Source organism: Streptomyces sp. NPDC020742 (assembly GCF_040641675.1).
Classification (GTDB): Bacteria; Actinomycetota; Actinomycetes; order Streptomycetales; family Streptomycetaceae; genus Streptomyces.
In genome coordinates, this window is record NZ_JBFAEA010000026.1 from 35,477 (window position 1) to 47,105 (window position 11,629).

The 11,629-nt window shown below is 75.7% G+C and carries 8 protein-coding genes; 3 read left to right on the forward strand and 5 right to left on the reverse strand.

Translation table 11 applies throughout. The features are described from left to right. Nucleotide 1: 1 nt before the first annotated feature. The 4 genes from AB0G84_RS30360 to AB0G84_RS30375 form a co-directional block, all read right to left on the reverse strand. On the reverse strand, nt 2-883 hold the full coding sequence (locus tag AB0G84_RS30360) for a hypothetical protein (RefSeq protein WP_361327797.1): 882 nt from the start codon (nt 881-883) through the stop codon (nt 2-4). A gap of 134 nt (nt 884-1,017) precedes the next feature. Continuing rightward, nucleotides 1,018-2,151: a VWA domain-containing protein gene (locus tag AB0G84_RS30365; RefSeq protein ID WP_361327922.1), complete on the reverse strand. Its 1,134-nt coding sequence runs from the start codon at nt 2,149-2,151 to the stop codon at nt 1,018-1,020. A gap of 101 nt (nt 2,152-2,252) precedes the next feature. Continuing rightward, the gene (locus AB0G84_RS30370) at nt 2,253-5,144 is read right to left on the reverse strand and encodes a DUF5682 family protein (RefSeq protein WP_361327800.1); all 2,892 of its coding nucleotides are present in this window, start codon (nt 5,142-5,144) and stop codon (nt 2,253-2,255) included. Next, nucleotides 5,141-6,379 (reverse strand): AAA family ATPase, encoded by a 1,239-nt coding sequence (locus AB0G84_RS30375; RefSeq protein WP_361327803.1) that lies wholly within the window; start codon nt 6,377-6,379, stop codon nt 5,141-5,143. Before AB0G84_RS30375 ends, AB0G84_RS30370 begins: the two co-directional genes overlap by 4 nt. A gap of 167 nt (nt 6,380-6,546) precedes the next feature. Here AB0G84_RS30375 and AB0G84_RS30380 point away from each other — a divergent pair, with 167 nt between their 5' ends. Both AB0G84_RS30380 and AB0G84_RS30385 read left to right on the forward strand, forming a co-directional pair. Continuing rightward, nucleotides 6,547-7,926 carry an SWIM zinc finger family protein gene (locus AB0G84_RS30380; protein WP_361327806.1) on the forward strand — a complete coding sequence of 460 codons (1,380 nt, stop codon included), beginning with the start codon at nt 6,547-6,549 and terminating at the stop codon, nt 7,924-7,926. 87 nt (nt 7,927-8,013) lie between these two features. After that, the gene (locus AB0G84_RS30385; protein ID WP_361327809.1) at nt 8,014-9,687 is read left to right on the forward strand and encodes a DUF5691 domain-containing protein; all 1,674 of its coding nucleotides are present in this window, start codon (nt 8,014-8,016) and stop codon (nt 9,685-9,687) included. A 63-nt stretch (nt 9,688-9,750) separates the two neighbouring features. Here the strand turns inward: AB0G84_RS30385 and AB0G84_RS30390 are convergent, their stop codons facing one another. Further along, complete coding sequence (locus AB0G84_RS30390; protein WP_361327812.1) at nt 9,751-10,209, reverse strand: cobalamin B12-binding domain-containing protein; 459 nt, start codon at nt 10,207-10,209, stop codon at nt 9,751-9,753. A gap of 375 nt (nt 10,210-10,584) precedes the next feature. Here AB0G84_RS30390 and AB0G84_RS30395 point away from each other — a divergent pair, with 375 nt between their 5' ends. Next, entirely contained in the window at nt 10,585-11,529 is a 945-nt protein-coding gene (locus AB0G84_RS30395) for an alpha/beta fold hydrolase (protein ID WP_361327815.1), read from the forward strand. Nucleotides 11,530-11,629: the final 100 nt, after the last annotated feature.

The following is an 11,629-nucleotide window of genomic DNA, read 5'->3' on the forward strand; positions in this document are numbered from 1 at the left end:
CCTAGCCCGGGAATTCGAGGATTTCTTCGGCACGCCGGCGCGTCGGAGCGCCCTCGGCCGTGCGGACGCCACCGGGCAGCAGCCGGAAGCGCGGAGAGTCCACCGGAGCGGCGGCGTGCTGGTCCCCGCCTCGGGGACCGTGGCCGTCACCGGCGGTGTGCGGGGCGGGCGCCACGGGGCCCTGCGGAAGCTGCCCCGGAAGGCCCTGGTGGCCCGGGTCCCGCTGCGCGTTCACGACCGTCCGGGCGGACCCGGCGGCCGGGTGCTGCGGACCGGCGGTGCAGTGCGCGGGGTGCGCGGTGACGGCGTCGTCCGCCGTGCCGGCCCGCGGACCGGCCTGCCGAGCGTCGCCCGGCGTACGGCCGTGCGGGTGCGCGGCACCGTCACCGGGACGCTTGGCGTGGGTACCGGAGGGGAGTTGACCGGGCAGCGCGGCACCGGCCGTGTCCCCGATCTCCCGCACGACGCGGTTCACCGGGTCGGTGAGCCGGCCGGTGACCGGCGCGGTCCGCTCGGCGGCGGGCCGCACGGTGTCGGCGAGCCCGCCGGTGGCGGTCTGCGCGCCCTCGGTGAGTTCCGCCCGGGCCGCCTTGCCCTTCTGCACCAGCGTGGTGCGGGAGCCGGCGAGCCGGTCCGCGCCGTCGGTGGCCCCGTCCCGGGTGGCGGCCCGGTCCGGGAGGGATGCCTCGGACGAGGCCGCGGCCGGGGACGTTGCCCCGGTCAGGGCCTGCGAGCCCGTACGGTCCGCGGCATGGGCGCCGGGACCGAAGGCGAAGCCGAGGGCGACGAAGCCCACCAGGAAGAGCCCGGCCAGCAGCGCGCGCCGTGCGGCCACCGTGCGCGGAATGCGCACGGCGGCAGGCAGGGCGAGCACAGCGGACAAGGAGGGGACCTTCCCATACGGACGGGGACACACGGGCACACGGCCTCGGTGTCACGCGCGTCGCGGGCGATCGAGCGATGCCCTGATCCTTGCACGAGGAGCCTGGTGCCACGCAAGTCCCCCCGGGGCTTCGGTCACCGTTGCTCCGCCATGTCCGGTATGGGCAGCGGACGTTTCTCCACCGCGGCCGCCATCACGTCGGGGAACAGGTCCGGTGTGCAGGCGAACGCCGGTGCGCCCAGGGCCGCGAGCGCCGCTGCGTGCTCCCGGTCGTAGGCCGGTGCCCCCTCGTCGGAGAGCGCGAGCAGGGTCACGAACTGCACTCCGGACGCCTGCATCGCGGCGACCCGCTTCAGCATCCCGTCCCGGATGCCGCCCTCGTAGAGGTCGCTGATGAGGACCACGATGGTCTCGGTGGGGCGGGTGATGCGGGACTGGCAGTACGCCAGCGCGCGGTTGATGTCCGTGCCCCCGCCGAGCTGGGTGCCGAACAGGACGTCGACCGGGTCCTCCAGTTGGTCCGTCAGGTCGACCACCGCGGTGTCGAAGACCACGAGTCGGGTGTTGAGAGCCCGCAGCGACGCCAGCACCGCCCCGAACACCGAGGCGTAGACGACCGAGGCGGCCATCGAGCCCGACTGGTCGATGCAGAGCACCACGTCCTTCGTCACCGACCGGGCCGCCCGGCCGTGGCCGATCAGCCGCTCGGGGACGACCGTGCGGTACTCGGGGAGGTAGTTCTTGAGGTTCGCCCGGATCGTGCGGTCCCAGTCGATGTCGCGGTGCCGCGGCCGGCTGATCCGCGCGGAGCGGTCCAGGGCGCCGCCGAGGGTGGCGCGGGTGCGGGTGGCGAGCTTCTTCTCCAACTGCTCGACGACCTTGCGGACAACGGCCCGTGCGGTCTCCCGGGTCGTCTCCGGCATGACCTTGTTCAGTGAGAGCAGGGTGCCCACTAGGTGCACGTCCGCCTCGACCGCCTCCAGCATCTCCGGCTCCAGCAGCAGTGCGGACAGCCCCAGCCGGTCGATGGCGTCCCGCTGCATCACCTGCACCACCGAGGACGGGAAGTACGTCCGGATGTCGCCGAGCCAGCGCGCGACGCCGGGCGCGGAGGCGCCCAGGCCCCCCGAGCGCCGGCCGCCGTCCGCGGACCGGTCGCCGGCGCCCGGCTCCCGCCCGTAGAGCGAGGCCAGCGCACCGTCCATCGCGGCGTCGCGCCCCCGCAGTTCGTACCCCGTGCCGTCGGCGCCGTCCCCGCCGAGCACCAGGCGCCAGCGGCGGAGCCGCTCGGCTCCGGCGTCGGCCCCGGCGTCGGCCCCGGCCCCCGTCGCACTACCGGCATCGGTCTCCCGGACCGGTGTCGTACCGCTCACCGTGCCACCCCCATCAGATCGTCGGCGGACCGGGCGGTGCCCGTCCGCGCTCCCGTCCGTGCTTGCGTCCGTGCTTGCGTCCGTGCTCCCGTCCGTGCTTCCGTCCGGTCGTCCGGCCGGTCGTCCGGCCGCTCGTCGTCGAAGCCGTGCTGTCCCATCCCCAGCAGCAGGCGCAGGGTGGGAAGTACGGCGGCGGCCCGGTCGCGGTCCAGGCCGGGGCCGAAGCCCACGACCGCGTCGGCGGTGGCGTCACCGCCGGGGCTCCCGACCGTGGTTCCCGGGCCACGGCGGAGCAGTTCACCGAGCGTGCGCCGCACTCCGGCGGCGTACTCCCCGAAGGTCCGGCGCAGCAGCGGCAGGACGTCGGTGAACGCGGCCTCGGGGACCCCGGCCAACCAGCCGTCGAGCAGCGCCAGCAGCCGCTCGTCGTGGACCAGCAGCATGCCGCCGTCGCCGCCCCCCACGAAGCCCTCGATCCAGCCGGCGGCGTCGGTGGGCTCGGCACCCGGCGAGAGCGCCAGGCCCATCAGCCGTGCGGCTCCGTCGTCGCCCAACCGGCCGTCGTCCAGCAGGAGCCGGGCCGCCCGGCCGCGGATCAGGCCCGGTACGGCGTCCCGGTCGGCGAGGGTGTGCAGCACCGCGGTCCACCGGGTGCGCAGGCCCGCCGGCCCGGACCGGTCCGGGGCCGTCGGCCGGGGAACCGGCGGGTCGGCCGGTGCGACTGGTGCGGCCGGTGCGGCAGGACCCGCCGGTGCGACAGGGCCGGCGGGTGCGGCCTCCGGCCGGTCCAGCAGTGCCACGGCCTGGTGGGTGGCGTCGAGATGGCCGCGCATCTCGGCAGCGCCGTCCGCGTCCAGCCCCCGGCAGGCCGGCGGCAGCCCCACGAAGACCCGCTCGGCCAGACCCGTCGCCACCTCGCGCAGCGTCCCGGCGTCGGTGCCGCGCACATCGCCGTAGCGCACCGACCGGACGAGCGCCGGCAGCGCCTGGGCAAGGTGGCCGACGTCCGCGTCGAGCGCCGCACGGTCCGACAGGGCGCGCATCACCACCGGGAGGGCGTCGGGGAGTCCGGCGAGCAGGCAGTGCTCGGCGAGCGCGGTCACCTCGGCGAGGGTGGCCGCCCCGGACGCCTCGGCGGCAGCCTTGGCGGTGGCCGCCGAGAGCACCGTCGTGCCCCAGACACCGGCCTCCGCGACCCGCACCGGCAGCTCCGGCTCCCAGCACAGCCACCAGGTCTCCCGGAACGTGCCCGTGCTGCCGCGGGAGGCGGCCGGCCTGCCCCAGTCGACGCCGAGCAGCCGCAGGCGGTGCAGCAACCGGCTGCGCTCGGCGTCGGTCTCCTTGCGCAGATCCAGCTCCCATTGCCGTTCGCCCGCCTCCGGTTTGAGCCGCAGGGTCCGCTGGCTGCGGGCGAGGTCCCGCGCCAACGGCACCGCCGGAGCGTCCTCGGGAACCTCGCCCAGCACCTCGCCGACCACCAGCCGGTCGTGGATCAGCGCGGACGGTGCGTCGGAGCCTTCGCCCAGCACCGCCCGGACCGCGTCGTCCAGTTCGGTCAGGCCGGGCAGCGGGCGACCACGGACCGCGGCGAGTCCCTCGGCGAGCCGCACCGCCTCGATGACGTGCGCCGAGGAGACCGCGTAGTGCTCCTCCCTCAGCAGCCCGGCGACCTTGGTCAGCCAGCGCTCGACGGGGCGGTCGACGGCGCTGAACAGGTGGTCGTACCAGCCCGGTGACGCGATGCCGGCGCCGTAGCCGCTGCGGCGGGCGAGCCGCCGGTGCGTCCAGGGCACCCAGGCCACCGCGACCTTCGCCTTCGGCAGGCCCTTGAGCAGCCGGCGGTCGGCGGTCAGGGTCGTGCGCCGGGCCAGCGCCGGGACGTGCCAGGCCCCGCACACCACGGCGATGCGGTCTCCGAACTCCTTGCGCGCCGCCCGCAGTCGGAGCCGCATATGGGCCTCGCGCACCACATCGCGGGCGTGTCCGCCCTCGCCGTACGCGGTGCGCAGCTCCGCCATGGCCTCGGCGAGCGCGGCGAACGGCGCGAGCGGGTCCGCCGCCGGCCCGGACGCCGTGCGGTGCTCGACCACGTCCTCCCACCAGCGCTCGGGGTCGTCGTGGCCGGCGGCCTCGGCCAGCACCCGGAGGGGATCGATCCGCACCTGGTCCGCACCGGCGTACCGCCCGGCGTCGGCGTTCCCTCCGGCGTCGGCGTTCCCTCCGGCGTCGGCGTTCCGTCCGGCGTCGGCGTCCTGGCCGGCGTCGGCGTCCTGGCCGCCCGCCGTGGTCCCGCCCGGCACGGCCCCGCCCGGCGAGCCGTCCTCGCCGTACCGGCCTTGCTGCCCGTCCCTGCCTCTCGGCCCGCCCTGGACGTGCTCACCTTCCGGGCCGTTCCTCCCACCCCGGCCGTCCAGTTCCTTCTCGCCCTCCCGGCCGTGTGCGCCTTCCCCGCCGTGTGCGCCTTCCCCGCCGTCTTCGCCCTCCCGGCCGTGCACGCGGTCCTCGCCCGCGTCGCCGTGTTCCGCTGCGTCGTCCGGTCCCTCGTCCGGCATCGCCAGGGTGTGCGCGGCGGGCAGGTCGATGAAGCGGACCGGGACACCGCGCTCCAGCGCCCAGCGCATCGCCACCCACTCCGGGGAGAACCCGGCCAGCGGCCAGAACGCCGCCCGGCCGGGGTCGTCCTGGACATGGGCGAGCAGCGCGACCGGCGGCCGCATGCCCTCCTGCGCGGCCAGCGGTACCAGGGCGTCCGCTTCCGGCGGCCCCTCGATCAGGACCGCGGCGGGTGCGCACCGGTCCAGGGCGGCGCGCACCGCGCGCGCCGAGCCGGGGCCGTGGTGCCGCACCCCGAGCAGCACCGGCCCGCCGTCGTCCGTCCGCGCGCTCATGCGCTCACCTCGCGGCAGGCGCGGTAGAAGTCCTTCCAACCGTCGCGCTCGCGCACCACGGTTTCGAGGTACTCCTGCCATACGACCCGGTCGGCGGCCGGGTCGCGGACCACCGCGCCCAGGATGCCCGCGGCCACATCGCCGGAGCGCAGCACACCGTCCCCGAAGTGGGTGGCCAGCGCCAGGCCGTTGGTCACCACCGAGATGGCCTCGGCCGTCGAGAGCGTGCCGGACGGCGACTTGAGCTTGGTCCGACCGTCGGCGGTGACCCCGTCGCGCAGTTCGCGGAAGACCGTGACGACCCGGCGGATCTCGTCCAGGCCCTCCGGTGCGGCGGGCAGGTCCAGCGAGCGCCCGATCTCCCCGACCCGGCGCGAGACGATGGCGACCTCGTCGTCCGGGGTCGCGGGCAGCGGCAGCACCACGGTGTTGAAGCGGCGGCGGAGCGCGCTGGAGAGCTCGTTGACCCCGCGGTCGCGGTCGTTGGCCGTGGCGATCAGGTTGAAGCCGCGGACGGCCTGCACCTCCTGCCCCAGCTCGGGGATGGGCAGGGTCTTCTCCGACAGGACCGTGATCAGGGTGTCCTGCACATCGGCGGGGATCCGGGTCAGCTCCTCGACCCGGGCGGTCATGCCCTGAGCCATCGCGCGCATCACCGGGCTGGGTACCAGCGCCTCCCGGCTGGGGCCGTGGGCGAGCAACTGGGCGTAGTTCCAGCCGTAGCGGATCGCCTCCTCGGGGGTGCCGGCGGTGCCCTGCACCAGGAGGGTGGAATCGCCGCTGACCGCCGCCGCCAGGTGCTCGGAGACCCAGGTCTTGGCGGTGCCGGGCACACCGAGCAGCAGCAGCGCCCGGTCCGTCGCCAGGGTCGTCACCGCGACCTCGACGATCCGGCGCGGGCCGACGTACTTGGGTGTGATGACCGTGCCGTCGGCGAGGGTGCCGCCCAGCAGGTAGGTGGCGACCGCCCACGGCGAGAGCCGCCAGCGTTCCGGCCGGGGCCGGTCGTCGGCCGCGGCGAGGGCCGCCAGCTCCGCGGCGTAACTGTCCTCGGCGTGTGGGCGCAGCGCCTGACCGTCGGCGGCCTCCGACGCCGCTCCGACCGCCGCCGTGCGGTCGTTCCCGGCTACCGCGGTGCGGGCGTGCGCGGCCGCTGCTGTGGCGTCGTTCCCGGCCGCCGCCGCGCGGTCGTTCGTGATCGTGTCGTCCGTCGTCGGAACGGTCTTCCCGGACATGGCTCCCCCTCGTCGCAAGGACTGCGGCCGGACCGCGAAATGCCCGCCGGCCGCCTGCGTGAACCAGCCTGCACCAGACCACTGACAACGCCCCGAAAACCCCCTCCGACCTGCGGTGACATCGCGGTCGAGGGCGATTGTCAGTGGCCCGCCGTAGCGTCGATGACATGAATCCGCAGGGGGAACGCTGGACGACGGATCAGGTGCTCGCACTGGCACCTGACGAGGCATCACGCAAGGCGGGCGGCAAGCTCGCGGGGCCCGGTCCGTGGTCGGAGACGGGCACGTCCGGGGACGCGGTGTGGGGGCTGTGCAAGGGCAGCGGCAAGAAGCCGTACCGGACGGTGATAGACCTCAACGGTCCCGGCTTCACGTGCAGTTGCCCGAGTTTCAAGTTCCCGTGCAAGCACGCCCTGGGGCTGCTGCTGCTCTGGGCGGGCGAGGAGGGGGCGGTGACCGCCGGGGAGCCGGCGCAGTGGGCGGACGAGTGGCTGGCCGGCCGCCGGGAGCGCGCCCGGCGCCCGGCCCGCACCGGTGCCGCCGGACGTCCACCCGCCGACCCGGAGGCGGCCCGGCGGCGCGCGGAACGCCGGATGCAGCGGATCGGGGCGGGCGCCGGCGAGCTGGAGCAGCGGCTGGAGGACCTGCTGCAGTCCGGTCTGGCCTCGGCCGGGCGCACCCGGGGTGCCGCCGCAGATCCGCACGGAGCCGGGGCAGGCTCCTGGGAGGCGACGGCGGCGCGGATGGTTGACGCCCAGGCGCCCGGACTCGCCTCGCGGGTACGGGAGTTGGGGACGGTGGTGGACTCCGGCCCGGACTGGCCGTCCCGCCTGCTGGCGGAGTGCGCGCTGCTGCACCTCCTCGACCAGGGCTTCCTCGGCATCGAGCGGCTGCCCGGCCCGCTGGCGGCGACGGTCCGCGCACGGGTCGGGCTGACCACGGAGGCGGCGGAGCTGCTGTCCGGGCCCGAGGCTGCGCCGGTACGGGACCGCTGGCTGGTGCTCTCCCGGCAGGACAGCGACGACGGCACTCTGGTCACCCGCAAGGTCCACCTGCGGGGTGAGCGCACCGGGCGGATGGCGCTGCACCTCTCCTTCGGCGGCGGCAACCGCCCGCTGGAGGGAGCCCTGCCGCCCGGCCTGGTGGTCGACGCGGACCTGGCGTACTACCCGGGCGCCCGCCCGCTGCGCGCCGCCCTCGGCGAGCGGCACGCCCCGCCGGCCCCGGGGCGGGTGCCGCCGGGCTGCGGCATCGACGCCGCGCTGGCCGCGTACGGCGCTGCGCTGCGCGACGACCCGTGGCTGGAGTCCTGGCCGGTGGTGCTCGCCGAGGTCATCCCCGTCCCGGGCAGGGACGGCGAGGGGTGGCAACTCGCCGACGCCGACGGCGAGTCGGCGCTCCCGCTGGACCCACGCTGCCTGGGCCGCAGCGGCCTGTGGCAGCTGGTGGCGATATCGGGCGGGGCGCCGGTCACGGTCTTCGGCGAATGCGGTCACCGCGGCTTCCTGCCGCTGACCGTCTGGGACCCGGCACCGGTGGCCCTGTGAACCGCCCGCCCGGCGGCGCCGACCGCCCCCTTACGACCACCGTCCACCCGACGCACCGCGTCCCTCACCGATGCCTGGAGGTAGGGCATGACGACCACCACCAGCCCTGACACCGCCGCCCGCCAAACCGCCACCGCGCCCGCGCCCTGGCCCGACCTGGTGAGCGCGGCGCTGCTGGGGACCGAACGCCGGATGCCGCCGGTGGCGGTGCGCCCGGGGCAGAGCGCCGCGGCCGCCCTGCTGGACGCGGCGGCGGTGAGCGCCGTCCGGCAGCGCGCCGCGCTGCGGCCGGCGCCGGCCGGTGAGCGGCCCGCACCGGCCCCGGCCGACCCCCGGCCCGCACTGCCGCCCGCCGCCCGCCGCCGGCTGTCGCTGCTGCTCGCCGACCGCGGCGGCAGCGGGGGCGGCAGCCGCCGCGGCACGGCCCCGGACCTCACCGAACTGCTGCCCCAGTGGCTGGCGGCCGCGGACGCCCACGGCTACCGCGCCCCGGAGGCGCTACTGCCGGCGCTCCTGGACGCCGCCCGGGCGCGTACGGACCTACGGCCGGCCGCGCTCTCCCTGGCGGGGCCGCGGGCACTGTGGCTGGCGCGGCTCAACGCCACCTGGAAGTTCGCGCTCCGGGGGACCGGCGGCCCGGCGGACCTCCCCGGGGGCGGCGACGCCGAGGCCGTGCGGCGGCTGTGGGAGGAAGGCCTGTTCGCGGAGCGGGTCGCGCTGCTGACGACGCTGCGCCGCCGGGATCCGCTGGAGGGGCTGGAGCTGCTGGGGACGACCTGGCCGACGGAGCGGGCCGAGGACCGGCTGCTGTTCCTCGACTCGCTGCGGGAGGGCCTCTCGGCATCCGACGAGCCGTTCTTGGAGCGGGCGTTGTCCGACCGCAGCCGCAATGTCCGTGCCACCGCCGCCGAGCTGCTCTCCGCGCTGCCCGGCTCCGCCCTCGCGGCGAGGATGGCGCAGCGGGCGCACGCCCACCTCAGCCTGGACCGCTCGGCCGACCCGGCGGTGCTCGTCGTCGAGGCGCCGCACGAGTGCGATGCGGGGATGCAGCGGGACGGCGTGGTACCCACACCGCCGTCCGGGCGGGGCGAACGCTCCTGGTGGCTGGGGCAGTTGGTGGAGGCGGCACCCCTGGACGGCTGGTGCGAACGACTCGGGGGCCGCGCCCCGGAGGCGATCGTGGCGCTCCCGGTGGCCGATGACTGGCGCACCGAGCTGCACGACGCCTGGTGCCGGGCCGCCGTGCGCCAGCGGAACACCGACTGGGCGCGGGCGCTGCTGGGTGCGCCGGGCGCGCCGGCGCAGTCCGGCGAGGTCGCCCCGGCCGGCTCGGCACGGGACCTGACCAAGCTGCTGACCGTGCTGCCGGAGGACGAACGCGCCGGGTGGGTGGCGCAGTTCATCGCCGCGCACGGCCTGTCGGACGCCTTCCGGATGCTGGGCGTGTGCGCGGTCCCCTGGGCCGAGCCGCTGGGCCGGGCCGTGGTCGACGCCCTGGACATTGCGCGGGACGCGGGCAGCTACCCATGGAGCTTCAGCGGGGTGATGGGCCTGGCCGAGCGCTGTCTGGACCCGGCGGAGGCGGACCGGCTGGACCTGCTCACGGCGGCCACGGACGAGCCGGAGGGCGCCTCGCCGGGCTCCGGCGGCTACTGGTCCGAGGCGTTCCAGCGGCTGGTCGGCACGCTGCGGCTGCGCGCCACCATGCGTGCCGAGCTGGCGCCGCCGCTTGCGGACACCGGCGACGGGGGCGAGCGGTGACCGCCGCGCGCCCGACCGTCCGCCGCCCGGCCGCACCGCCGCGGGCGGCCGCCGCCCGGTGTCTCAGACCGCTAGCGGGCGCACATGGGCGTGCACCCACTCCACGATCGAGGCGGTGGTCGCCCCCGGGGTGAAGATCTCCGCCACGCCCTGGGCCTTCAGCGGCGGGATGTCCTCCTCGGGGATGATCCCGCCGCCGAAGACCTTGATGTCGGCCGCGTCGCGCTCCTCCAGCAGGGCGATGACCTTCGCGAAGAGGGTGTTGTGGGCGCCGGAGAGGATGGACAGCCCGATGGCGTCGGCGTCCTCCTGGATCGCGGTGTCCACGATCTGCTCGGGGGTCTGGTGCAGCCCGGTGTAGATGACCTCCATACCGGCGTCACGCAGCGCCCGGGCGATGACCTTGGCGCCCCGGTCGTGCCCGTCCAGGCCCGGCTTGGCCACCACCACGCGGATCGGACCCGACCGACCCGCCGTGCCCTGGCTTTCCGCTTGCGCCCCGTCGTGCCGAGCCACACTCATCACTGCCTCCAAGCCATGCACGGCACGGTGGTGCCGCCGAGCCGACAATCGATCGCGCGGCCGCGATCCGGCGGCCACGAGCGTGAACGAACGTTATCTCCAGCATCCCGTACCCCGTCGTTTCGTGACATCCGGCGAGGGGGAAATCACACCTGGGACACGTTCGCTGCGCGTCGCGTTCCGGGTACGGCGCCGCCAAGGGACGGGTGGCCGGCCGTATGCGGACCGGGGCGCCCGGGGGGCCGCAGCCGGGCCACCGCGCCGTGGGGCGCGGATCAGGGTGGGGACGCCGCATGCCACCCTCGCTGCACAGGGCTTCCCACGAGGGCACACGGGGGCACCGCCGCTTCCCGCATGCCGTTCGGGAGGTCGGCCATGCAGGCCCTGCCCTTTCTCTCCGCACCCCTTCTCCTCGCGCGGCTCCTCGCCGGACCGCTCCGGTGCACACGGCTGCTCCCCGGCCGGGCCCCTTCCCCCCTGCTGCGCAGCACGGTCATGGAGCTGGCGGTGCTCGCCGGCCATCTGCTGCTCTACCCGACCGGCATCTCCCAGGAGCGCCCCCTGCCGCGGCCCGCGCCACCGCCCCCGGGGGGCTCCGCGCACGGGCGCCCCGCCACGGCGGCCGGACACCCTGACACGGACGGTCCGCCTCCACTGCTGCTGCCGACCGAGGGCCGGGCCCACCCGCCCGTCCTCCTGCTGCACGGCTTCATCGACAACCGCTCGGTGTTCGTACTGCTGCGCCGCTCGCTCCTCCGGCACGGCTGGCGCCATGTCGAGGCGCTCAACTACTCCCCGTTGACCTGCGATCTCCGCAAGGCCGCCGAACTCCTCGGCCGCCACGTGGAAGAGGTGTGTGCCCGGACCGGACACCGCCGGGTGGACGTGGTGGGCCACAGCCTCGGCGGGCTGATCGCGCGCTACTACGTCCAGCGCCTCGGCGGCGAGAGCCGCGTCCGCACCCTCGTCACGCTGGGCACCCCGCACTCGGGCACCCGGATCGCGCCGCTGATGTCGGCGCACCCGCTCGTCCGCCAGATGCGCCCGGATTCCGAAGTGATAGCAGAGTTGTCGCTTCCGGCACCGAATTGCCGGACACAATGTGTCGCTTTCTGGAGCGAGGAGGACCAGGTGATGATTCCAGCCACAACGGCCAGAATCGATCACCCAGATTTGCTCGCTCACAACGTGCATGTCGCCGGCGTCGGACACCTCGCGCTACCGATCAACGGGACGGTCGCGGCCGGAATACGGGAAGCGCTCGCCGCACCGGAGCCGGCGAGGGAACAGGGTGCGACGAGTGCCGCTTCGGTGGCGTGACCTCGCCACGCAGCGTGACATGCGGTCGAACATGCGTCGAACGGGGCGCCAAGAACTCGCATGGGCTCTGCCGAAAGGCGGCCAAATGCCCGGTCTTGCC

Coding starts and splice junctions, on each gene's coding strand:
- AB0G84_RS30370 (WP_361327800.1), bottom strand. CDS start 5,144: ATGAGCGCGCGGACGGACGACGGCGGGCCGGTGCTGCTCGGGGTGCGG.
- AB0G84_RS30375 (WP_361327803.1), bottom strand. CDS start 6,379: ATGTCCGGGAAGACCGTTCCGACGACGGACGACACGATCACGAACGAC.
- AB0G84_RS30380 (WP_361327806.1), top strand. CDS start 6,547: ATGAATCCGCAGGGGGAACGCTGGACGACGGATCAGGTGCTCGCACTG.
- AB0G84_RS30385 (WP_361327809.1), top strand. CDS start 8,014: ATGACGACCACCACCAGCCCTGACACCGCCGCCCGCCAAACCGCCACC.
- AB0G84_RS30390 (WP_361327812.1), bottom strand. CDS start 10,209: ATGAGTGTGGCTCGGCACGACGGGGCGCAAGCGGAAAGCCAGGGCACG.
- AB0G84_RS30395 (WP_361327815.1), top strand. CDS start 10,585: ATGCAGGCCCTGCCCTTTCTCTCCGCACCCCTTCTCCTCGCGCGGCTC.